Origin of the sequence: Micromonospora sp. CNB394 (assembly GCF_000374985.1) — a bacterium.
GTDB classification, from domain to species: domain Bacteria; phylum Actinomycetota; class Actinomycetes; order Mycobacteriales; family Micromonosporaceae; genus Micromonospora; species Micromonospora marina.
Genome location: NZ_KB895825.1, coordinates 528,784 through 551,060, shown reverse-complemented (window position 1 = coordinate 551,060; position 22,277 = coordinate 528,784). Strand labels below are relative to the sequence as shown.

The window sequence follows — 22,277 nt, the reverse complement described above, 5'->3', positions numbered from 1 at the left end:
CGAGCGGGCGGTCCGAGCGGGCGGTCCGAGCGGGCGGTCCGAGCGGGCGGTCCGAGCGGGATCCCGCCTACGGCGGAGGCGGGATCCGGCGCTACCCGCGTGGTGCCGGCTGGGCCAGCTCGCCGATCCGCGCGGGCAGTTGCGACAGCGCGCGGTGGAACGCGGCCGGCCCGATCACCCGGTGCAGGGCCTGCACCACGGCGCGGGCACCGCGCTCGGCCTCGGCCGGGCTGACGCCGGCCCGCTCGGCGATCCGGCGCAGGAACTCGTCGTACCCGAATGCCTCGGGGTCGTCGGTGCGGGGCCGCGCCAGCAGCGGACGCAGCTCGTGCGCGACGTGCGCGGACAGTTCGGCGGCCTCGCCGCCGCTGATCCGCTCGGCGAGGGTGCGCAGCGTCGCCTGGGTGAGCGCGCGGGCGTCGTCCGGCGGCACGCCGGCCCGGGCGGACACCCGCGCGTAGAACTCCGGTTCGGCCATCGTCGGTCCTCCCGTCGCAACGGCAGCGTGGCTACCCGCCGCCGGTCCCCGCAAACACCGCCGCGAGCGCCGCCGGTCCGGGCGGACACGCTCAGGCCAGGGCCCGCGCCGCCGAGACGATCGCGCCGACGCCGATGCCGGCCCGGTCGAGCTGCTGGGCGGGGGTGCCGGAGCCGGGCAGTCCGCGTACCGCCAGGTGGTTGACCCGGGACGGTTCGCCCAGGTCGGCGAGCGCCTCCAGCACGGCCGAGCCCAGCCCGCCCTCCGGGTAGTGGTCCTCGACCACGACGAGCCGCCCGCCGGTCTCCACGACGGCCTCGGCCAGCCGCCGCCGGTCCACCGGCTTTATCGAGTACAGGTCGATCACCCGGGCGTCGATGCCCTCGCGGGTCAGTTCGTCGGCGGCGGCGAGGCACAGGTGCACCGTCACGCCGGTGCCCAGCAGCGCGACGTCCCCGCCGTCGCGCACCATCCGGCTGCCGCCGATCGGGAACGGCTCGGTGTCGTCGTAGAGCACCGGGTACTTCCCGCGCGTGGTGCGCAGGTAGGTCACGCCCGGGTGGTCGGGCATCTGGGCGACCAGGGCCGCGCAGGAGACCGCGTCGGCCGGGCAGAGCACCGTGGAGCCGGGCACCGCCCGCAGCGCGGCGATGTCCTCCAGCCCCATCTGGGACGGGCCGTCCGGGCCGATCTCCACCCCGGCGTGCGAGCCGACGAGCGCGATATCGGCGCGGGACACGCCGGCCATCCGGATGAAGTCGTACGCCCGGGACCAGAACGCGGCGAACGTCGCCGCGAACGGTCGGTAGCCGCGCACCGCCATGCCCACCGCCGCGGCGGCGAGCTGCTGCTCGGCGATGAACATCTGGAAGAACCGATCCGGATACGCGGTGGCGAAGCGCTCCGCCCGGGTGGAGTCGCTGACCTCGCCGTCGAGCGCGACCACGTCGGGCCGGGCGGCGCCGAGGGCGCGCAGCGCGTCGCCGTACGCGTCCCGGGTGGCGACCTTCGCGCCGCGGGAGTACCGGGGCAGCTCCGGCTGTCCGTGCTCGGCCGGGGCGGTGCGCGGCGCGGGCGGTGGCTTCGGTCCGGCGACCCGGATGCGCCGGGGGCCGCCGAGCGCGCGTACGGCGCGCTCGGCCAGTTCCGGGTCGAACGGCTTGCCGTGCCAGGCCGGGTCGTTCTCCACCTCGGGTACGCCCTTGCCCTTGACCGTGCGGGCCAGCACCACGGTCGGCCCGGCGGCGTCGCGCGCCTGCCCGTACGCCTCGTCGACGGCGCCCGGGTCGTGGCCGTCGACCACGATCGCTCGGCAACCGAACGCCTCCACCCGCCGCCGGTAGGTGTCCAGGTCCCACTCCAGCTCGGTGGGGCCGCGCTGGCCGAACCGGTTGACGTCCACGATCGTGGTGAGGTTACGCAGCCCGTAGTGGCCCGCCTTGTCCAGCGCCTCCCACACCGATCCCTCCGCGGTCTCGCTGTCGCCGCAGAGCACCCAGACGTGGGCGGGCGACCGGTCGAGGTGCTGGGCGGCCAGTGCCACCCCGACGCCGACCGGCAGGCCCTGCCCGAGCGAGCCGGTGGCCACGTCCACCCAGGGCAGCGCCGGTGTGGGGTGGCCCTGGAGGCGCGAGCCGGATCGCCGGTACGTCTCCAGCAGCTCCTGCTCGCTGATCGCGCCGGTGGCGCGGAACACCGCGTACAGCAGCGGGGAGGCGTGCCCCTTGGAGAAGATCAGGTGGTCGTTGCCGGGGTTGTCCGGGTAGGACCAGTCGTAGCGCAGGTGCCGGGCGACGAGCACGGCGAGCAGGTCGGCGGCGGAGAGGCTGGACGTGGGGTGCCCGGAGCCGGCCGTCGTGCTGCACCGGATCGCGTCCACCCGCAGTTGGGCGGCCAGCTCCGCCAGCCCGGTCAGATCCTCGTCGCGCAATGTGCGCTCTGCTTCCAACGTCACCGCGATCGTCTCCCGGGCTCGCCGATTTCCGGACCCACGCTAACCGCGAACGCGACCATTGGTCCCTTTTCTGGCTATTCATGCCCGACCGGTGACGAGCCAGAGCGCCACCAGCAGGTACGGCAGCACCGCGACCGCGAAGGCCGCCGGATTACCCACCGCGCCGGCGAGCAGCCCGTACCCGCCGTAGAAGGCGACGATGGTCAGGTCGGTGGCCATCCCGGCCAGCGACGTGACGGTGGCCCGGGACGGCCCGGCGATCCGGGCCTGGAGCCGCACGTCGGCGAGCACGGTGGCCAGCTGGAACGCGGCGAACGCCGCCGCCAGCAGCAGGAAGCCCGCCGGGTGCCGCAGCAGCGCCCCGGCCGCCGTCGCCGCCGCCGCGAACACCAGCAGACCGGCGTACCCCCGGTGGGACAGCCGCTCGCCCAGCGGCGCGAGCAGTCCGCCCACTGTCATCCCGGCCCACACCAGCAGGAGCAGCAGCGGCACGCCCACCTCGGCCATCCCGGTGTCGGCGGCCAGCAGCCCGGTGTACTCGTCGAGCCCACCCCAGATCGCGGTGACGGCCGCGACCAGCAGCACGGCGGTGCGGACGCGGCGGTCGGCCCGCACCTCGCGCAGGCCCAGGCGCAGGCTGTCCAGCCAGCCGGGCTCCTCGTCACCCGCGCCCGGAACAGGCGCTGCGGGCGGTGTGCGGTGCTCCGGGAAGCGGGCCGCGACGGCCGCCGCCAGCAGGCAGGTCGCCACGCTCGCCACGCCGACCGCGAGGTAGCCGCCGAGCGCGAACACCGGCCCGGCGAGCACCCCCGACCCGACCGCGCCCAGCACCTCGGCGGTGCGGGTCCGGCCGATCAGCCGGGCGTACCGGCCGGTTGCGCCGAGGTGTTCCAACTCGGTGAAGACGAGCGCCTCCAGCGCGCCGGAGCGCAGCGCGCCACCGGCGCCCCAGAGCAGGAAGCCCACGGCGAACGCCGGATAGGACGGCAGCAGCACCCAGAGCGCGAACCCGACGGCGGCCAGCAGCGGCGCCAGGCAGAGCAGCAGCCGGCGCGACACCGCGTCGGCCCACACGCCGGAGGGCACCTCCAGCACGATGCCGGCGGCCGCCCAGAGCACGAACAGCGAGGAGATCTGCCCGACCGACAGTCCGGTGTCGGCGAACAGCAGCACGTAGAGCGGGTAGAGCAGGACGAGGTCGGTGAGGAACGCGTACCCGTAGAGCGTCGCCGCCAGACGGCGGGTCGCGGGCACGCGGGAGGGAGCGACGAGCATGGAACCTTCCCACGGAACGTGACGGACACCGGTCGGAGTGCTCGGCGTCCGCGGCGGCCCGCGGCCTCGTCGCTCAGGAAGGCATCAACATCGCCAGGTCATACCGGGATCCTATCCGCCGTGAGGCGCCCGGGTGGTCCCTGCGGAGGGCACGAATTCGGGGCGGGACCGTGCGGTCCCGCCCCGGTTCGTCTCCGCTGTCGGGTCAGCGGCGGAACTTGTCCACGTCGGCCTGCGGAATGACCATGGTGGCCTCGCTGTCCGCGGCCTGCTCGGCGGTCGGCTGGCGCGGCGTGGTCGGCTGGCGCGGCGTGGCCGGCTGGGTGCGCTCGGAGTCCGGGTACGCCGGGATGTGCTGCGTCGCCTCCGCGCCCACCTGCGACGGCACCGGCTCGGTGGCGTCCGCGCCGGTGGCGGCCGGGGCCGGCCGGGTGCCCGGATACGCGGGGACCGGCTGGGTGCGGTCCGCCTCGGCGTCGCGGCTCACCGGCTGGGTCAGCTCGGAGTCCCCGGACGGGCCGTTGGCCGACAGGCGGGCCTCGACGTCACGCCGGCCCGCCTGGTAGGCACGGGCGTGCGTGGCGATGGTGCGCGACTCCTCCTCGGCCCGGGTCAGCCAGTTCTCCCAGCGGCTCTGCATCGGCCGGACCAGCCCGCCGCCGACGCCGACGACCAGGATGCCGCCGACGGTGGCGAGCACCGCGATCAGGACCGGGGTGGTGACGGTGGTGGCGACGCCGATCTGGTTGAGCGCGGCGATGACGCCGAGGCCCAGGATGAACACCGAGGCGAGGTTGGCCAGCACCCGCCCGTACGAGAGGCCACCGAGCGCACTGGAGATGATGTCCTTCACCGCGCGGGCGATGGCCGCGGCGACCACCACGATGACGATCGCGACGAACGCCCGGGGCAGCCAGGCGATCACGCCGGCGATCAGGTCGGAGATGGGGTTCGGGCCCCAGATGCCGAACGCGAGCTGGAGCGTGACCAGCAGCACCCCGTAGTAGGCCAGCTTCGCGACGATGTCACTGGCGTCGTACTTCGAGCGGGCCAGCGCGGTCTTGATCCCGCCGCGCTCCACGGCGCGGTCGAAGTGGACCCGCTCCAGCACCTTGTCGACGAGCTTCAGCACGGCCTTGGCGATCAGCCAGCCGACGACCAGGATCGCGACGAACGCGACCGCCTTGGGCAGGAACAGCATCACCGAACGGAACGCGTCGCCCACCGCGTCCCCGAAATCGTCTCTCATCGAAGGGCCTCCACGTACGTGGTCCAGGTTTGTTCGGGTGGGGCTACCCGGACGCGCGTGCGGGGAAACGCGGTCAGCCTCCGGGGCAGCGGTAGACGACCTGGGTGCCGGCCTGCGCCGTCGTCGGTCCGACGATGTTGACGGTGGCGATGCCGGTGGTCGTCCCGGTCCCGGTGAACGTCCACTTGAGCGTGAGCGCGACGGTCCGCTGCCCGTTGCCGACCCGTTCGGTGAGCACCGCGCCGGGCGGCGCGTCCGAGCGGAACCACTGGTACCGGATCGTCCCGCCGCGACCGTTGGTGCGCACGGTGGCCACCACGTCGACTGTCACGTCGCAGGCGACACCGGCGGGCCGGGACACCGCGACGGTGACTCCCTCGACCTCCAGCGGGCTCAGCCGCTGCCACAGGTAGAGGCCGACGGCCAGCAGCAGCACCACGGTGAGCAGCGCGGACAGCACCGAGACGACGCCACGCCAGGCCGGACGCCGGCGGATCGGAGGCGTGGCGGGCCAGGGCGGCGCGGGCGGCGGCGTCGCCGGCACGCCCGGCCCGAAGCGCAGCTCACCGCCCGGGGCCGGCACGCCACTCGCCGGCCGCGCGTGGCCGGTCCGATCCGGGTACGCCCCGGCGCCCGTCGCCGCCGTGCCGGTGGCGCGGCCCGGATGCGGTACGCCGGTGGGCTGCCAGGAGGCGGTGGGCTGCCACGACGCGGTCGGTTCCGCGCCGGGGCGCAGGGGCGGTTCTGCGCTCGCACGCGGGTGGACGGCAGCCTGTCCGGTCGCACCTGCCGGCGCCGGGCGCATCTGGGCCGTCGCCTCCCCCGTGTCGGCTGCCCGGCCTGGGCGCAGGTGCACGGTCGGCTCGGCGTCGGACGGTGTCGGCGTGGCCGGGGCGGCGAGGTCTGCGGTGTGGTCGTCCCCGCCGGGGATCGCCGTCAGGTGCACCGTGGGTTCGGCGGTGGGTGGCCGGTCGGCCGCCGCCCCGGCAAGGTGGACGGTGGGCTCCGCGGCGTCCGCGTCGCCGGTGATCGGCAGGGCGCGGGTGGGCAGCGCCTCGGTGGGCTCGTCGGGGCGGGTCACGCCGATCGTCCCGGGGACGGGCTGCGGGGCGGGGCAGCGGGCACTGTCGTACTCCTAGCCGGGGGTGCAGGCGTGGTAGAGCGTCACGTACACCGGTGACGCCGAGGTGGTCGTGTTGCCGGCGGCGTCGGCGGCGGTGACCCGGATGGGGATGCGGGCGCTGCGCTTGGGCGTGGACAGCGGGCCGAGCGTGCCGGTGAACACGCCCCGCCCGGCGGCGGCCATCCGGATCGTGCCGGCGGCGCCATCCACGGTGTAGCCGAACGTGACGGTGAGCGCGGCCGGGCCGCTGCGGTCGTCGGTGACGGTGGCGGTGACGGTGACGGTCTTGGCGCCGTACGGGCAGCCCTTCGGGTCCAGCTCGCCCGGGTCGGCACGTACGCCGTCCACGACCGGCGCGGTCACGTCCGGTGGTGGCGGGCTGGTGGTGCGCGAGGCGCTGGGGGCGGGCGTAGCGCTGGGGGCGGGCGTGCCGGTACGGGCCGGCGTCCCGGTCGGGCCGGGGGTGGCCGGCGGCGCGGGAGGTGGTGGTGCGGCGGACGCGGTGGACGGGACGGGCGTCGGCGACGGGCTCGGCGACTCGGCGCCGGTCGGCTCCGGTGTGGGTGCGCCGGTGGTGGCGGGCGCGGCACTCGCCGGACCGGTGGGGCCCGCGGCGGACGTGCCGTCGTGGGCGGCGTAGCTGTAGCCGGCGCCCCCGGCCAGGACGGCGGCGACCAGCGCACCGGCGGTGAGCGCGGTACGGGTGCGCCCGCTGCGGAACCGTCCGCTCCGGCCGGTGGTGGTGCCCAGCGCGGTGTGGGCGACAGCGGTGCCGCCCTCGGCCCGGTCCGGGAACGGCCACAGCGCGGCGAGCAGCGCCGCCCGCCGGGCCAGTTCGCCCAGGCCTCGTTGCTCCCAGTCGCTGCCGTAGCCGCTGCCGGCGACCCGTTCCAGCAGGTCCAGGAACGCCTCGGCGGACGGCGGACGCTCGTCGGGGCGTTTGGCCATGCCGTGGCGCAGCAGTTCGTGCACCGGCGGGGGCGCCGCCTCGGCGGGGATCGGCGCGCTGGCGTGCTGGTCGCGCAGGGAGAGCAGGTCCGGTCCCTGGTACGGGGGCCGGCCGGTGAGGCACTCGAAGAACGTGGCGGTGGCGGCGTAGACGTCGCACGCCGCGGCAGCCGGGGCGCCGGTCCACTGCTCGGGGGCCATGTAGCGGGGCGTGCCGGACACCGTGGTGTCGGAGCCCTGACCGATCGGCATGGCGATGCCGAAGTCGGCGAGCTTGCTCAGCCCGGAGCCGGTGACCAGCACGTTCTCCGGCTTGTAGTCGCGGTGCACGACACCGTGGGCGTGTGCGGCGGCCAGGCCCGCGAGCGAGCCCTTGAGGACGCAGAGCGCGGCCTCGGGCGTGGTCGGGCCGTGTTCCCGCAGCATCTGGCGCAGGGAGACGCCGTCGACCAGTTCCATCACGATGGCCGCGCCGTGCGGGCTCTCCACGTACTCGTAGAGGCGGCTGACGTGCGGGTCGTCGATCTCGCCGAGCAGCCGGGCCTCGGTGCGGAACGCGGTCCGGAACGCGGAGTCCTCGCCCAGGTCGCGGACCAGGTACTTGATCGCGACCGGAGTGCCGGTCGCATCGTGGACGGCGAGCACGACGCTGCCCGACGCGCCGGCGCCGAGCCGGCGGACGGGGGTGTATCCGGACAGTTCCCAGCCGCTCATGCGACAGACTCCACGGCGTCCCACGGGCGGATGTCGGACTCCGCCTCGCTCGTCATTCTCACCGAGGCGCGGGCACCGGCCATCGCCGCAACGGCTGTTTCCGGACGCCGGTCGGCGTCCGGTCGGCCGCGCGGCGCGGCGTCGCACGGCAGGTCGTCGGTATCGGACACACCGTCACGAGTACCAGACCCCGGCAACCGCGGGTCAGAAGCGGCGGGGTGCGGGGATTCCTGCCGGTGGGGGGTTGCGGAGCAGCCAGAGGGGGTTGCTCGCGCCGACGATCTCGCCGTCGCGGTCACGGACCTGGGTGCGCACGTACGTGCCGGAGCCGACGCGCACCGGCAGGTCGCACCAGCCCTGCCGCAACTGCCGCCAGGCGACCGGCCCGACCCGGACCGCCGGTGTCGGGTCCGCGACACCGGCCCGGTCGACCTCGCCGGTGACCGTCTCCAGCGTGGCCCCGGCCGGCAGGTCGGTGGCGCGCAACCGCACCGTGACGGTGTCCTCGGCAAGGACGGCGAGCGCACCCATGGCGCTGCGGCCACCCAGTTCCAGGTCCAGCGCACCCCGGTAGCCGGCCAGGTCGGCGAACCACGCCTGACCGGCGCGCAGCGCCGCGACCAGGTCGTCCCGGCCGGTCGAGGCCGCCCACACCGATGTGACGTTCCGGTCCCGGCCGGCCCGCCAGTCGGTGCCGTCGTGGTCGTCGGTGACCCCGACGGCGGTGAGCGGGATCGCGTTACGGGCCGCCACGTCGTACGCCCAGAGGTGGTCCTCGACCGGCCGGCGTCCGATCTCGATCAGGTCGACGCCGAGCGCGTCGCGGCTCACCAGCAGCCGGGCCAGTGACTCGCGGCGCTCCACGTCCAGCGGGTGGTTCCAGCACACCACCCCGCCGTGCGCGTGCAGGAACTCCACCATCTTCTCGGTGGCGTCGACGTCGTTGTCCCGGTACGGCGGGGACGGGAAGCGCGGCAGCGTGCCGTCGCCGCCGAACCAGTTGAGGTGCCGCACCATGGACACCTCGTACGCGCGGTGGTGGGTGACGCCGGGGTACGCGCCGTCGTAGCCGCGCAGCACCTCGGCGCGCAGCTCCTCGCCCGCCTGGCCGGCGCGGCGGGCGCGGTCGAAGACGAGCCGGTCCACCAGGTACGCGCCGCGCCCGCCCCGTGCCGCGGTCACGCCGAGGCGCAGCCCGCGCAGCGAGTTGTCCCCGGCGACGATGCCGGGCCAGAGCCGCCGAACGTCGGCGAGCAGGTCGAACGTGTGCCGCCGCCAGGCACCCGCCGGGGCGGGCGTCTCGACGGTGCCGTGCCGGCCGTCCACCGTGTGCCGGACCGTGTCCACGCCGCCGAGGCGGTAGCGCAGCACGAGCTGTCCGGCGGGCCGGCCGGGCCCGGCCGGGTGGTGCGACAGCGCCACCTCCACGGTGAGCGTGGCGTCCCGGCCCGCCGCTTCCGGGCGTACGTCGAGGTGCAGTGTCGTGTCGGAGATGTTGGCGGTGTGCGTCCAGTTCCACGCCTTGCCCGCGTACCAGAGGGTGCCGGAACCGGCGGCGGTGAGCCGCAGCGCGCGGCCCGGACCGTCGGGGGCGTCCGGCGCGTCCACGAAGTCGGCGCCCGAGGTGGACAGTCGTCCCTCGGTGGCCGGCTCCCAGGTCCAGGCCAGGCCGCCCTCGCGTTCCTCGGGGCCGTCGAAGTGGACGACCCGGCGGTGGTCGTGGGCGGCGACCCGGAAGTCGTGGTCGGTCCACCAGAGCACGTCGACGCCGTTGCGGCGGGCCTGGTCGAGATGGGCGGCGTAGCTGGCCACGCCCTCGCTGAACGAGGCGTGCAGGTGCATCGCCATGCTGACCGGCCGCCGGCCGCGCGGCGGGGGCGGCGGCCGGTCGTTCGTGGCGGCCAGCCCGACCGGCACGCCGATCCCGGCGACCGCCAGGCCGCCCGCGGCCACGAGCACGCTGCGCCGGTCCAGCCGTCCGCGACTCGCCATGTCATTCCCCCCGTTCCGCCCCGGCCAGCGTACGGGTGGGCGGCCGGCGCGGGGGCACCGCCGTCCGGGCGGCGAGCGGGCGCCCGGCCCGGCCGCCGGATCGGTGCCGGTCGGGCCGGCGACGGCTCCGGTCCGGCGGCCACGGCGGACCGCGGACGACCATGGTCCGTCCCGGTCAGCGGACCGGAGATCGCCTACTCCGGCGGCAGGCGCGGCCGGTTCAACGGCAGCGAACGTCGCTTTTGTCCTCTGGCGCACCACCCAGGCTTGGCAATATTCTCCACCACGCGCTCAGTCGTTGCATTTCCTTTACACCGCCCGGCGCCGGTCGGGCCACCGAGGAGGCGAGATGCACTTCGACCACCCCGAGCTGGACCGCCGTACGCTGCTGCGGGCCGGCCTCGGCGCCGCCGCGGTCGCGGTCGTCGGCAGCGAGCTCGCCCTACCGGCCGCCGCGCGGGCCGCGCCGGGCGCGGACCTCGACTGGATCATCGCCTGCGACGAGTGGGCCGCCCGCCCACCGGCCGACCCGCTGTCGGTCAGTGCGATCCCGACCAACAAGATCATCGTGCACCACATGGCGTTCCCGAACGTCACCGACTACTCCGAGGAGCACGCCAAGCAGCTCGCCCGCGACTGCCAGGACCTGCACATGGACGGCAACGGCTGGTCCGACACCGGGCAGCACTTCACGGTGAGCCGCGGCGGTCACGTCCTGGAGGGACGGCACGGCAGCCTGGACCGGCTGCGCGAAGGCGACCGGCAGATGGTCGCCGCGCACTGCCCGGGCGAGAACGGGCGGGCCATCGGCATCGAGAACGAGGGCACCTACGTCACCGAGACGCCGCCGGAGGAACTGCTCGACGGGCTGGTCCGGCTCTGCACCGCGATCTGCCGGCAGTACGGACTGCACGCGCACGACATCTTCGGTCACTGGGACTTCCGCGCCACGCTCTGCCCCGGCGCGATGTTCTACCGGGAGTTCCCGGCGCTGCGCCGGGCCGTGTGCCACAAGCTCGGCACCAAGCTGGGCGACGTGCCGGCCCGCCGCTGGCCGGACATCTGGCGCTTCGTCGGCGGCCCGGTGGTCCGGGTCGCCCAGGAGCTGCTCACGTTCCGCGGCTACACCGTGCCGGCCACCGGCGTGTTCGACGCGGCCACCGTCGCGGCGGTGCAGGACTGGCAGGCGCGCAACGGCATTCCGGTCGACGTCGACGCCACGCTCACGGCGCCGACCTGGGAGACCCTGGCTCCGGAGCTGGACCAGAAGTCCAGCGGGATCCCGGTGGCCGCGGCGCAGTCCATGCTCGCCTCCAAGGGATACGCCGAGGTCACCGCCACCGGCGAGTACGACCACGCCACCCGTACGGCGGTGAAGGACCTCCAGCGCCTGCACGGACTACCGCCCACCGGCAAGATCAGCACGACCACCTGGTGCGCGCTGGTGGGGGGTGTGGTGCGCGAGTCGTTCCGCAAGCACTGACGGCGCACCGGCGGGGAGAGAGCGGTGGGGGTAGCAACGGCGCCACCCCCACCTCGTCGTTGCGGGATGGAACAAGACGAAACGTCGGCATTGACGACTGGTGAACGACGGCTATCCCGGACGGCGGCGGTGCGCCGATCATTGCCCGGAGATAGATATGAGTCATTCTCACCTCCGGGCAGGACGCCCGGGCGCGGAGGCCGAGACGCCGTCAGCCGGGCGTACCGAACGGCCCTACTCCGCGTCCCCGGAGGATCGCCATGCCACGACCCCCCGTCCGCGCCCGCCTCGCGGCGCTCACCGCCGCCGCCCTCACCGCGAGCGTCCTGACCGTCGTCCCGCCGTCACCGGCGCTCGCCGCCACCACGTTCACCCCCGACGACTACTGCCTCGGCCAGTGCGCCGACATCCTGCCCCCGGGGCAGAACGGCAACGCCACACTCGTCGCCATCCTCGCCCACCAGGCGCTCGGCACCCGCCCGGCGCACTCCAGCGACCAGCTCGACGAGTACGCCAACCTGGTCTACAACTACGCCGGCCTGACCGACGAGCAGATCGCCCACTTCTACAACGACGCCTCGTTCGGCGTCCCCGACGCGCAGGTCGAGAGCAGGATCTCGCCGCGCGCGGACGTCACCATCGTCCGGGACAGGGCCACCGGCGTCCCGCACGTCACCGGCACCACCCGCGCCGGCACCATGTTCGGCGCCGGGTACGCCGGAGCCCAGGACCGGCTCTGGGTGATGGACCTGCTGCGGCACGCCGGACGCGGCACGCTCACCTCGTTCGCGGGCGGTGCGCCGGGCAACCGGGAGCTGGAGCAGAGCATCTGGGCCAACTCGCCGTACTCCGAGGCCGACCTCCAGGCCCAGGTGGACGCGCTGCGCCTCAAGGGCACCCGGGGTCAGCAGCTCCACACCGACGTCGCCGACTACATCGCCGGCATCAACGCCTACATCGACAAGTCGATCGCCGACGACAACTACCCCGGCGAGTACGTCCTCACCGGCGCCGGCAAGCCCAGGCACTTCACCATGACCGACCTGATCGCCACCGCCGGCGTCATCGGCGGGCTGTTCGGCGGGGGCGGCGGCAGCGAGATGCAGTCCGCGCTGGTCCGGGTGGCCGCCCGGGCCAAGTACGGCCCGACCGAGGGCGACCGGGTCTGGACGGCGTTCCGGTCGCAGAACGACCCGGAGACAGTGCTGACGCTGCACGACGGGCAGAGCTTCCCGTACGGCGCGACACCACCCGGCGCCACCAGCGCGGTGCTACCCGACGCCGGCACCGTGGTCGCCGAGCCGCTGGCGTACGACGCCACCGGCGGGGCCGCCGCCCGCACCGGCAGCAGCGCCGCCACCAAGGACCTGCTCGGCGGCCTGTCGAACCTGCGTGCGCAGGGCATGTCGAACGCGGTGGTGGTCTCCGGCCGGCACACCACAAGCGGCAATCCGGTGGCCGTGTTCGGCCCGCAGACCGGCTACTTCGCGCCGCAGCTGCTCATGCTCCAGGAACTCCAGGGGCCGGGGATCAGCGCCCGCGGCGCCGCGTTCGCCGGGCTGAACCTCTACGTGCTGCTCGGCCGCGGCCAGGACTACGCGTGGAGCGCCACCTCCGCCAACCAGGACCTGACCGACACGTACGCGGTGCCGCTGTGCACCACCGACGGCAGCGCGCCGACGCTGCGCTCCAACCGCTACCTCTACCGTGGCCAGTGCGTCGCGATGGAGGTGCTGGAGAAGCGCAACTCCTGGTCGCCGACGCTCGCCGACTCCACCCCGGCCGGCGCGTACACGCTGCGCTCGCTGCGCACCAAGTACGGGCTGGTGGCCTACCGGGGGCTGGTGAACGGGCAGCCCACCGCGTTCACCAAGCTGCGCTCCACCTACCGGCACGAGGCCGACTCGGCGATCGGCTTCCAGGCGTACAACGACCCGGCGGCGATGGGCAGCGCGGCGGCGTTCCAGGCGTCCGCGGCCGGCGTCGGGTACGCGTTCAACTGGTTCTACGTCAACTCGACCGAGGCGGCGTACTACAACTCCGGCTCCAACCCGGTCCGCCCGTCCGGGCTCGACCCGAACCTGCCGGCGAAGGCGGAGCCGGCGTACGAGTGGGCCGGCTGGAACCCGGACACCAACGACGCCACGTACACCCCGGCGTCGGCCCACCCCCAGTCGGTCAACCAGGACTACTACGTCAGCTGGAACAACAAGCAGGCGCGCGACTTCGGCGCGGCCGACGGAAACTTCAGCTACGGCGCGGTGCACCGGGGCCAGTTGCTCGACGGCCCGGTGCAGGCCGCGATCGCCTCGCGCAAGGTCGGCCGCGCCGACATCGTCCGGATCACCGCCGAGGCGGCGGTGACCGACCTGCGCGGGCAGCAGGTGCTCGGCGAACTGCTGCGGGTGCTCGACAGCACGCCGGTCACCGACCCGGCGCTCGCCGCCGCGGTGACCAAGCTGCGGGCCTGGCAGCAGGCCGGGTCGCGGCGGGTGGAGACGTCGCCCGGCTCGAAGGTCTACCAGCACGCCGAGGCCATCCGAATCTTCGACGCCTGGTGGCCGCTGCTGGCCTCGGCGCAGTTCCGCCCCGGGCTCGGTTCCGACCTGTACGCCGCGCTCGTCGACGCGCTCGACGTCAACGAGGCGCCCTCGGGCGGCCAGAACGGTGCCCGCGACGGCACCGTGAACTGGGCGTCGCAGGGGCAGGCGCACAAGGGCTCGGCGTTCCAGTACGGCTGGTGGGGCTACGTCGACAAGGACCTGCGGGCCGTGCTCGGCGACCCGGTGGCCGGCGGGCTCGGGCGCACGTACTGCGGCAACGGCAACCTGGGCGCGTGCCGGCAGGCGCTGCTCGACACGCTCGGCCAGGCCGCGGCGGCGTCCGCCACCACCGTCTACCCGGGCGACTCGTCCTGCGGGGCCGGCGACCAGTGGTGCGCCGACTCGATCGTCCAGTCCGGGCTCGGCGGCATCACCCAGCCGCTGATCGCCTGGCAGAACCGGCCCACCTACCAGCAGGTCGTCTCGTTCCCGGCGCGCCGGGGCGACACGGTGACCAACCTGGCGCAGGGCCGTACCGCCACAGCGTCCAGCACCCAGTTCCTGACCAGCTACACCCCGGCCAAGGCGGTGGACGGCAGTCTCGGCACCCGGTGGGCCAGCCGCTACAGCGACAACCAGTGGCTGCGGGTGGACCTCGGTTCGGCCCGGACCATCAGCCGGGCGGTGCTGCGGTGGGAGGCCGCCTACGCCACCGGCTACCGGGTCGAGGTCTCCGGTGACGGCAACTCCTGGCAGCCGGTGTTCAGCACCACCACCGGCAACGGCGGCGTCGACAACGTGACGTTCGCCCCGGTCAGCGCCCGCTACGTGCGGATGTACGGCGTCAAGCGGGCCACCTCGTACGGCTTCTCGCTCTACGAGTTCGAGGTCTACGGACGGTGACCACAGGCGGCCGGCCGGCGGGCGCCCCGCTGGCCGGCCGCCTGTCCGGGCAGGTCAGCCGCGCTCTTTCGAACACCTGTGCGATGATGACGCGGTGTCGAGCGAGGTCACCATCCTGCACGCCGACCTGGACGCGTTCTACGCCTCGGTCGAGCAACGCGACGACCCCCGGCTACGCGGCCGGCCGGTGATCGTCGGCGGCGGCGTGGTGCTCGCGTGCAGCTACGAGGCCAAGGCCCGGGGCGTGCGCAGCGCGATGGGCGGCCGGCAGGCGCGGCGCCTCTGCCCGGACGCGCTGGTGGTGCCGCCCCGGATGGCCGCGTACACGGCCGCCAGCCGGGCGGTGTTCGAGATCTTCCGGCACACCACCCCGCTCGTCGAAGGGCTCAGCATCGACGAGGCGTTCCTCGACGTGGGCGGGCTGCGGCGGCTCGCCGGGGCGCCGACCGCCGTCGCGGCCGCGCTGCGGGAGCGGGTACGCCGCGAGGTCGGCCTGCCGATCACCGTCGGGGTGGCCCGGACGAAGTTCCTCGCGAAGGTGGCAAGCGGCGTGGCCAAGCCGGACGGGCTGCTGGTGGTGGAGCCGGAACGGGAACTGGCGTTCCTGCACCCGCTGCCGGTCGAGCGGCTGTGGGGCGTCGGCCCGGTCACCGCCGCCCGGCTGCGCGAGCGCGGCCTCCGTACCGTCGGGCAGGTGGCCCGGCTGGACGAGCCGGCCCTGGTGTCGCTGCTGGGCGGGGGCGCCGGGCGGCACCTGCACGCCCTGGCCCACAACCGCGACCCCCGGGCGGTGCAGGTGGGCCGCCGCCGTTCCTCGATGGGCGCGCAGCACGCGCTGGGACGCGGGCCGCACTCCCCCGGCGACCTGGACGCGGTGCTGGCCGGGCTGGTCGACCGGGTCACCGGGCGGATACGGGCCGCCCGGCGCACCGGCCGAACGGTGACGCTGCGGCTGCGCTTCGCCGACTACACCCGGGCCACCCGGTCGCACACGCTCGACGAGCCGACCGCGCAGACCGGGCCGCTGCGGGCCGCCGCCGGGGACCTGCTGCGCGCCGCGCTGCCGCTGATCGCCGAACGTGGCGTCACGCTGCTCGGCGTCTCGGTGGGCAACCTCGGCAGCGGGCACACCCAGCTCACCCTGCCGTTCGCCGCCGAACCGGGCCCGGCGCTGGACGCCGCCGTCGACGCGGTGCGGGACCGCTTCGGATCCCGGGCGCTGACCCGCGGCGTGCTGCTCGGCCGCGACCCGGGCGTCGAGATGCCCCGGCTGCCGGACTGACCGGCCGGCCTCCTCCCCGGGTAGGAGACGGACTCCGACCCGTGGCCGCGGGTGCGGCCTGCGGGCGGGCGCGACCGGCCCGGCCCGTCACGAGCATCTACAGGCATGACTACCCTGCGGAACCGGGCGGCCGGATGGCACCGCCCCCTGATGCTCCTCGTGTCCGCGATGGCGGTGCTCACCGTCGTCGCCGCGATCGGTGTCGTGGCCGACCCGCGCGTGCTCACCGGCGCGCCGATCTGGCTCAAGCCGCTGAAGTTCGCGATCTCGTTCGTGCTCTACGGCGTCACGCTGGCCTGGATGCTGTCCCTGCTGCCCCGCCGCAGCCGGGCGGCCGAGCGGGCGGCCACCGTGATCGTGGCCGTGTCCGTGGTGGAGATGGCCGTCATCGTGGGTCAGGTGCTCCGCGGCACCACGAGCCACTTCAACGGCACCACCACGCTGGACGCGGTGCTGTTCAACGTGATGGGCGTGGCGATCACCGTGCTGTTCGCGGCCCAGTTCGTGCTGGCGGTCGTGCTGGCCCGCCGGTCGCTTCCGGACCGGGCCGGCGGATACGCGGTCCGGCTCGGTCTCGCCGTGTCCCTGCTCGGCATGCTCGTCGCGTTCCCGATGGTGGCGCAGCGCCCGGCCGGCGCGCCCGCCGGGATCAACGGCGCGCACAGCGTCGGCGTCCCCGACGGCGGCCCGGGGCTGCCGCTGCTCGGCTGGAGCACCACCGGCGGCGACCTGCGCGTCGGGCACTTCGTCGGGATGCACGCGTTGCAGGCGCTGCCGCTGCTGGCGATCCTGCTCGACCGGTTCCTCGGCGCGCGGCTGGACGAGCTGACCCGGGCCCGGCTGGTGCTCGTCGGCGGCGTCGCGTACGCGGGACTGACGCTGCTGCTGACCGGGCAGGCGCTGCGCGGCCAGCCACTGCTCGCACCGGACGCGCGCACGCTCGCCGCGGCGGGGGTGCTGGTGGTGGCCACGGCGACGGCCACCACGTCGGTGCTGGCCCGCCGCAGCCGGCGTACCGGTGTGGTGCTGTTCGGATGAGCGCCACGGTCCCCGGCCGGGTCGGCCCGGCGGTCCACAGCGGACCGCCGGTCGGATGGCGGCGGCCGGTGGACACGGTGGCCCCCGCCGCAGCGGTTGCCTAGGCTGGCGCGGTGAGGTGGGCCGGCCGGCTGTTCGACGCGCGCGACACGTTCGCGCGGATCCTGCTGCTGGACCTCAGCGGCATCGGCTACCTGGTCTTCGGCGCGCACGGCGGCCCGGCCGCCACCGGTACGCAGTGGGCACTGGCGGTCCCGGCGTTCCTCCTGGCGCTGCTGTGCCACCGCCGGCCGCTGGTGAACCTGCTGCTCCAGTCGGCCCTGCTGGTCGCCGCGCTCGTCCTGGTCGACGACGAGACGATCAACCAGGTCGGTGCGAGCTGGGCGCTGCTGGAGCTGACCATGCGCGCCACCCGGCCCCGCACGATCTGGCTCGGTGCCGGGCTGCTGGCCGCCGTCGACCTGACCGGCCTGATCGGCGCACCGGTCCGTACCGTGTTGACCGGCCTGTTCGGACCGGCCGTCACCGTCGGGCTGCCGCTGCTGCTCGGGCTGGTCGTGCGGACCACCCGGGAACTCGGGCGCCAGGCGCAGGAGCGGGCCGAGGCGGAACGGCGCCGGCGCGAGTCGGAAGACCGGGCGGCCCGTGCCGACGAGCGCGGCGCCATCGCCCGGGAACTGCACGACGTGCTCGCGCACCACGTCGCGTCGATGGTGCTGCGGGTCGGCGTGGCCCGGCACGTGCTGCCGGACCTGGATCCCCGGGTCGGTGAGGTGTTCGACGACGTGCACGCCACCGGCACGGCCGCGCTGACCGACCTGCGGCGGCTGGTGGCGGTGCTGCGCGGCCCGGACGGCGTACGCGGTGACGCCGCCCTGACCGCGATCGACCCGTCGGCGCTGCCGGCCGCGCTCGGCGCGGCGGTCGACCGCGCCCGGCAGGCGGGCGTCGTGGTGGAGGCCGACGTCGACCCCGCGGTCGGCACGCTCGACGCGGTACGCGGCCAGGCGGTGCTGCGACTGACCCAGGAGGCGTTGACGAACGTGGCGAAACACGCGGGCGCGGCGGCCCGGGCTCGGCTGACCGTGTCGGTCGAGGACGGCGCGGTGCACTGGGCGGTGACCGACGACGGGCGGGGCGCCGCGCCGGCCGGGGTGCCCACCGGCGGCGGTCACGGCATCGTCGGGATGCGGGAACGGGTCGAGGTGCTCGGCGGGCGGCTGGAGGCCGGGCCCACCGGGTCCGGCTGGCGGGTACGGACCGTGCTGCCCGGGGCGGGGCCCGCCCCGCACCCGCCCCGGCCCCGCGCCGGGATGCCGGAGCCGGCGTGATCCGGGTGCTGCTGGTCGACGACCAGCACCTCATCCGGGCCGGTCTGCGGATGCTCTGCGACGCCCAGCCCGACCTCGAGGTCGTCGGCGAGGCCGACAACGGCAGGGACGCGGTCGCCCTCGCCGCCCGGCTACGCCCCGACGTGGTGGTGATGGACCTGCGGATGCCCGGTGTCGACGGGATCACCGCAACCAGCCGGATCCTCGCCGACCGGCCGGCCACCCGGATCATGGCGCTCACCACGTTCGGCGACGACGACCACCTCTACCCCGCGCTGACCGCGGGCGCCTGCGGGTTCCTGCTCAAGGACGCGCCCCCGGCCGACCTGCTCGCGGGCGTCCGCCGTGCCGCCGCCGGCGACAGCCCGTTCAGTCCCGACGTCCTGCGCCGGCTGGTCGAGCGCGCGGTGCACGCCCGCGCCGGCGCGCCCCGGCGTACGGCCGGCCTGACCGCCCGCGAGCGGGACGTGCTGGACCTGGTCGCCGACGGGCTGTCGAACACCGAGATCGCCGACCGCCTGCACATCGGGGTGACCACGGTGAAGACGCACATCACCAGCCTGATGACCAAGACCGGCAGCGCCAACCGGGTACGCCTGGCGCTGTGGGCGCGCGGCGGCTGACCGGGTCACTCCTCGATCGCGCCGCCCACCGCCCGCAGGTGCGCCCGGAACGTCAGCGCCGGGTCCGCCTCCCGGGCCGCCAGGTACGCGCCGAACCCGACCTGCGCGCGCAGCGAATCGCCGGCCCGGATCCGGTCGGCCTGCCGCCGCTCGGTGTCCCGGATGGACTCGGCCAGGTCGAACAGCTCCCCGGCCCGGTCGGCGGGTACGAACAGCACGCCGTCGTCGTCGGCCAGCGCCACATCCCGCGGACCGACGGTGAGCGGTCCGACCCGGGCGTGCTCCAGCGCCCCGGCCGGGCGCGGGTCCAGCTCCAGCGGCCCGCTCGGGGTGGCGCCGAGGCTGAACACGGGCAGCCCGACCGCGACCAGGTCGGCGGTGTCGCGGTGCGCGCCCCACACCACCAGTCCGGCCAGGCCGGCGGCCCGCGCCTCCAGCACCACCAGGTCGCCGACGCAGGCCCGGTCGGTGCGCCCGCCGTCGTCGACGACGAGCACGTCCCCCTCGGTGGCCTGCTCGATCGCCTCCAGGAAGACGTCCACGCTGCCGGCGTGCCGGGCCGGGCGGACCCGGCCGGCCAGGCGCCGCCCGGGCAGCACCGGGACGACGGCGGCGGGGGCGCAGCGGACGGGGACGCCGGCGCGCAGGCAGGCGTCGGCGACGTGGGCGGTGGTCAGCGCGGCGAAACGCGCGGCCGGCGCGTCCTGACGGATGTCCATGCGCCGACGCTAACCAGCCGACCCGGCCCCGGGCAGGTGCCAGTCGGCGTCCGGTGGCCTGCGGCGGTCGGCCGGGCCGGACGGCGACCGCTCGGCCGTCCGGTCGAGCGGACGGTGTCGGCGCGACGGTCGGTCATGACGGCGGTTACCCGGCTCGGGGCCGGCGGGTCGAGCCCCGCGCCGTGCCGGGCGGTGCGCGGCCCGTTTGCGGAGGTCGAGGGTGGGAATCCCGCGATCCCGGCGGAGGAAGGCGGCGAGATGGACCAGGATCAGTTCATCGGCGCGGTGGCCCAGCGGTGCGGCGCGTCCGCGGAGCAGGCCACCGCGATCACCCGGGCGACGTTCACCACGCTGGCCGAGCGCATCGACGGCGGGGAGGCGCGCGACCTCGCCGACCGGCTGCCGGAGGCGCTGCGGGCGTACGCGTTCGGCCCGGCCGAGGACGCCGAGCCGTTCGGGCTCGACGTGTTCGTGGAGCGGGTGAGCGGACGCGCCGACGTCGACGTGGACGCCGCCCGGGACGGGATCACGGCGGTGTTCGACGTGCTGCGCGACGCGGTCGACCCGGCCGCCTACGCGCAGGTCGTCGGGCAGCTCCCGGCCGAGTACGGCGACGTGGCCGACCAGAGCGCGCCGTACGTGCGGCGCACGGCGTGACGGGGACGCGATGAGCGAGGACGCGCTGCGCCGCCCGCCCGAGGCCGACGCCCAGGAGCAGCGGCAGGACGAGACGCTCGTCGGCGGACCCGACACGGTCGGCACGGCGGTGCCCGAGGCGAGCGAGGCGGACCTGGCCGAGCAGGGCGTGCTGCGCCCGCCGAGCGACCGGGCCGGGCTGGGCGAGTCGGTGCGTGACGACCTGACCGCCGCCGACGCGGTGGAGCAGAACACCGAGATCCCGCTGCCGGACGAGGAGCACTGGGCCTGACCGGTCAGTGGTCCGGGCTGCCCGCGGGCGCCATCAGCCGCAACGCGTTCGGGTCCAGGCCGATGCGGACCGGCGTCCGCCCGTACGGCTCGCCGTCGACCTCGATGCGGGCCGGCCGGTCGGTGTCCAGCCACAGCTGGCGTACCGCCAGGAACGGCTCGTCGCCGAGCGTACGGCGGTGGCCGGCCGCCGCGTTGCGCGCCGTCTCGCGCAGCAGCCCGCGACGGGTCGGCCCACCCACCGGGTACGCGACCAGCAGCCGGTCGTCGGCGGTGGCGTCGGCGGTGATGGGCCGGCCGGCGTGGAAGCCGCCGTTGGCCACGTACACCTGATGCGTGGTGAACGTGTGCTCGCGGCCCTCGGCGCGGACCGTCACGGCCAGCGGCCGGTGGCGGGCCAGCAGCCCCAGCCCGGTCAGCGGGTACGCGAGCCGCCCGACGACCCGCTTCAGCCCGGGCGGCGCGGCCTGCATGATGTCGGCGGACAGGCCGACCCCGACGTGGTTGGTGAACCGGGTGTCGCCGATCAGGCCCAGGTCGACGTCGATCACCTTGCCGCCGGTGAGCACCGCGATCGCGGCGTCCAGGTCGAGCGGGACCCCGACGGTGCGGGCGAAGTTGTTTGTGGTGCCCAGCGGCAGTAGGCCCATCGCGATGTCCCGGTGGGCGAGCAGCCGGGCCGCCGCACCGACCGTGCCGTCGCCACCGCCGGTGACCAGCAGGTCCGGCCCCAGGTCGGCGGCCTCGGCGAGGACCCGGTCCAGCTCTCCCGGCCGGTCCGCCGGGTACGCGCCGAGCAGCGCGAAACCGGCGGCCCGCAGGCGTGCGTGGACGGTGTCGTAGAGCCGCCGGCCGCGCCGGGAGTGGGCGTTGACCACGAGCACCGCCCGCCGTCGTTCCCGGATCGCCGTCGACAGTTCCTGCTTGGTCCGCACGGATGCGACCCTATCCGGCGGCACCCGGAGGGACCGGGCCACCGCGTCGGCAGCGGTGCGGCCCGGTGGTGGACCGCACCGTGCGGCGCCGGTCGGTTCGGCATCGGCGCGCTGCGCCCGCTGGGCCGGCCGTATCCGTCCGTCCGCAAGGTCACCGCATAGGGAAACCCCCGATTACGGGCGGTGACGACATGCCTAGCGTCGATCACATGGCATCTGACGCGCTCACACCGTCCCGGACCGGCCGCGCCCGGCTGGCGCTGCCCCTGCTGCTGCTCGCCCTGCTCGCCCCGGCCGGGTGCGACGGCGGCGACGCAGGTCCGCCGGACTCCGCACCGGCCGATGTCGCCGGGGACGGGGACGCGGACGCCGGTACGCTCGCCGGGGTCCGCCCGCCCTGCCCGTTCACCGCCGCTCAGGTGTCGGAGATCGTCGGGCAGAGCATGCGGGACGACGGGAACTGCGCGTTCGGCGACGGCAAGGGAGTGGCCAGCCTGACCGTCACCACCGCGTCGGCGGAGGCCGGCGTGACGACCTACGACTACCAGCACGAGCAGGCCGGCAAGCAGTACGAGAAGGTCGTCGACCTGGACCGGGGCGAGCGGAGCTACCTCGCGGTCAAGGACATCAGCGGCGAAGCGGTGCTGATCGACGGCAAGGGCGCGTACACCGTCACCATCAGCAGCTTCGGCGGCGGCACCGCCGGCAACGAGCAGATCCTCCGCCGTACGCTCGACGCGATTCCGGGCTGAGGGGGCGG

At 75.2% G+C, this 22,277-nt stretch carries 18 protein-coding genes; 9 read left to right on the top strand and 9 right to left on the bottom strand.

The window, feature by feature from the left end:
* Positions 1-91: 91 nt before the first annotated feature.
* The 7 genes from C569_RS0102395 to C569_RS0102360 form a co-directional block, all read right to left on the bottom strand.
* Positions 92-478 carry a DUF2267 domain-containing protein gene (locus C569_RS0102395; RefSeq protein WP_018784229.1) on the bottom strand — a complete coding sequence of 129 codons (387 nt, stop codon included), beginning with the start codon at positions 476-478 and terminating at the stop codon, positions 92-94.
* 91 nt (positions 479-569) lie between these two features.
* Positions 570-2,432, bottom strand: a complete 1,863-nt coding sequence (locus tag C569_RS0102390) for a transketolase (RefSeq protein ID WP_026267606.1) — start codon at positions 2,430-2,432, stop codon at positions 570-572.
* Positions 2,433-2,510: 78 nt separating this feature from the next.
* A complete protein-coding gene (locus C569_RS0102385; RefSeq protein WP_026267605.1) occupies positions 2,511-3,707 on the bottom strand; it encodes an MFS transporter in 1,197 nt (398 codons plus the stop codon).
* Positions 3,708-3,912: 205 nt separating this feature from the next.
* On the bottom strand, positions 3,913-4,956 hold the full coding sequence (locus C569_RS0102380) for a hypothetical protein (RefSeq protein WP_026267604.1): 1,044 nt from the start codon (positions 4,954-4,956) through the stop codon (positions 3,913-3,915).
* Between the two features lie 73 nt (positions 4,957-5,029).
* A complete protein-coding gene (locus C569_RS0102375; protein ID WP_018784225.1) occupies positions 5,030-6,037 on the bottom strand; it encodes a hypothetical protein in 1,008 nt (335 codons plus the stop codon).
* A gap of 54 nt (positions 6,038-6,091) precedes the next feature.
* Positions 6,092-7,741 carry a serine/threonine-protein kinase gene (locus tag C569_RS0102370; protein ID WP_018784224.1) on the bottom strand — a complete coding sequence of 550 codons (1,650 nt, stop codon included), beginning with the start codon at positions 7,739-7,741 and terminating at the stop codon, positions 6,092-6,094.
* 204 nt (positions 7,742-7,945) lie between these two features.
* Positions 7,946-9,733, bottom strand: a complete 1,788-nt coding sequence (locus tag C569_RS0102360) for a hypothetical protein (protein ID WP_018784222.1) — start codon at positions 9,731-9,733, stop codon at positions 7,946-7,948.
* Positions 9,734-10,082: 349 nt separating this feature from the next.
* On the opposite strand from C569_RS0102360, the gene C569_RS0102355 reads away from it, so the two are divergent.
* The 6 genes from C569_RS0102355 to C569_RS0102330 all read left to right on the top strand — a co-directional run bounded on the left by C569_RS0102355 (position 10,083) and on the right by C569_RS0102330 (position 18,936).
* Complete coding sequence (locus C569_RS0102355; protein WP_018784221.1) at positions 10,083-11,216, top strand: N-acetylmuramoyl-L-alanine amidase; 1,134 nt, start codon at positions 10,083-10,085, stop codon at positions 11,214-11,216.
* A gap of 260 nt (positions 11,217-11,476) precedes the next feature.
* Positions 11,477-14,662: a penicillin acylase family protein gene (locus C569_RS0102350; protein ID WP_018784220.1), complete on the top strand. Its 3,186-nt coding sequence runs from the start codon at positions 11,477-11,479 to the stop codon at positions 14,660-14,662.
* Between the two features lie 94 nt (positions 14,663-14,756).
* Complete coding sequence (gene dinB / locus C569_RS0102345) at positions 14,757-15,944, top strand: DNA polymerase IV (RefSeq protein ID WP_018784219.1); 1,188 nt, start codon at positions 14,757-14,759, stop codon at positions 15,942-15,944.
* Positions 15,945-16,049: 105 nt separating this feature from the next.
* A complete protein-coding gene (locus C569_RS0102340) occupies positions 16,050-16,982 on the top strand; it encodes a hypothetical protein (RefSeq protein WP_018784218.1) in 933 nt (310 codons plus the stop codon).
* A gap of 113 nt (positions 16,983-17,095) precedes the next feature.
* Positions 17,096-18,313 (top strand): sensor histidine kinase, encoded by a 1,218-nt coding sequence (locus C569_RS0102335; protein ID WP_018784217.1) that lies wholly within the window; start codon positions 17,096-17,098, stop codon positions 18,311-18,313.
* Positions 18,310-18,936 (top strand): response regulator transcription factor, encoded by a 627-nt coding sequence (locus tag C569_RS0102330; RefSeq protein ID WP_018784216.1) that lies wholly within the window; start codon positions 18,310-18,312, stop codon positions 18,934-18,936. The genes C569_RS0102335 and C569_RS0102330 overlap by 4 nt, the downstream gene beginning before the upstream one ends.
* A 5-nt stretch (positions 18,937-18,941) precedes the next feature.
* Here the strand turns inward: C569_RS0102330 and C569_RS0102325 are convergent, their stop codons facing one another.
* The gene (locus tag C569_RS0102325) at positions 18,942-19,655 is read right to left on the bottom strand and encodes an RraA family protein (protein ID WP_018784215.1); all 714 of its coding nucleotides are present in this window, start codon (positions 19,653-19,655) and stop codon (positions 18,942-18,944) included.
* Between the two features lie 258 nt (positions 19,656-19,913).
* Here C569_RS0102325 and C569_RS0102320 point away from each other — a divergent pair, with 258 nt between their 5' ends.
* Together C569_RS0102320 and C569_RS0102315 are read left to right on the top strand one after the other, a co-directional pair.
* Positions 19,914-20,312 carry a DUF2267 domain-containing protein gene (locus C569_RS0102320; protein ID WP_026267603.1) on the top strand — a complete coding sequence of 133 codons (399 nt, stop codon included), beginning with the start codon at positions 19,914-19,916 and terminating at the stop codon, positions 20,310-20,312.
* A 10-nt stretch (positions 20,313-20,322) separates the two neighbouring features.
* Positions 20,323-20,583 (top strand): hypothetical protein, encoded by a 261-nt coding sequence (locus C569_RS0102315; protein WP_018784213.1) that lies wholly within the window; start codon positions 20,323-20,325, stop codon positions 20,581-20,583.
* A gap of 4 nt (positions 20,584-20,587) precedes the next feature.
* On the opposite strand, the gene C569_RS0102310 is transcribed toward C569_RS0102315, so the two are convergent.
* Positions 20,588-21,517: a diacylglycerol kinase family protein gene (locus C569_RS0102310; RefSeq protein WP_018784212.1), complete on the bottom strand. Its 930-nt coding sequence runs from the start codon at positions 21,515-21,517 to the stop codon at positions 20,588-20,590.
* Positions 21,518-21,726: 209 nt separating this feature from the next.
* On the opposite strand from C569_RS0102310, the gene C569_RS0102305 reads away from it, so the two are divergent.
* A complete protein-coding gene (locus C569_RS0102305) occupies positions 21,727-22,269 on the top strand; it encodes a hypothetical protein (protein WP_018784211.1) in 543 nt (180 codons plus the stop codon).
* The last annotated feature ends 8 nt before the right edge of the window (positions 22,270-22,277 follow it).

What these genes read in the sequence shown, in the direction of transcription:
- C569_RS0102305 (WP_018784211.1), top strand. Translation starts at nt 21,727, where the DNA reads ATGGCATCTGACGCGCTCACACCGTCCCGGACCGGCCGCGCCCGGCTG.
- C569_RS0102315 (WP_018784213.1), top strand. Translation starts at nt 20,323, where the DNA reads ATGAGCGAGGACGCGCTGCGCCGCCCGCCCGAGGCCGACGCCCAGGAG.
- C569_RS0102360 (WP_018784222.1), bottom strand. Translation starts at nt 9,733, where the DNA reads ATGGCGAGTCGCGGACGGCTGGACCGGCGCAGCGTGCTCGTGGCCGCG.
- C569_RS0102350 (WP_018784220.1), top strand. Translation starts at nt 11,477, where the DNA reads ATGCCACGACCCCCCGTCCGCGCCCGCCTCGCGGCGCTCACCGCCGCC.
- C569_RS0102380 (WP_026267604.1), bottom strand. Translation starts at nt 4,956, where the DNA reads ATGAGAGACGATTTCGGGGACGCGGTGGGCGACGCGTTCCGTTCGGTG.
- C569_RS0102370 (WP_018784224.1), bottom strand. Translation starts at nt 7,741, where the DNA reads ATGAGCGGCTGGGAACTGTCCGGATACACCCCCGTCCGCCGGCTCGGC.
- C569_RS0102340 (WP_018784218.1), top strand. Translation starts at nt 16,050, where the DNA reads ATGACTACCCTGCGGAACCGGGCGGCCGGATGGCACCGCCCCCTGATG.
- C569_RS0102355 (WP_018784221.1), top strand. Translation starts at nt 10,083, where the DNA reads ATGCACTTCGACCACCCCGAGCTGGACCGCCGTACGCTGCTGCGGGCC.
- C569_RS0102385 (WP_026267605.1), bottom strand. Translation starts at nt 3,707, where the DNA reads ATGCTCGTCGCTCCCTCCCGCGTGCCCGCGACCCGCCGTCTGGCGGCG.
- C569_RS0102320 (WP_026267603.1), top strand. Translation starts at nt 19,914, where the DNA reads ATGGACCAGGATCAGTTCATCGGCGCGGTGGCCCAGCGGTGCGGCGCG.
- C569_RS0102325 (WP_018784215.1), bottom strand. Translation starts at nt 19,655, where the DNA reads ATGGACATCCGTCAGGACGCGCCGGCCGCGCGTTTCGCCGCGCTGACC.
- C569_RS0102395 (WP_018784229.1), bottom strand. Translation starts at nt 478, where the DNA reads ATGGCCGAACCGGAGTTCTACGCGCGGGTGTCCGCCCGGGCCGGCGTG.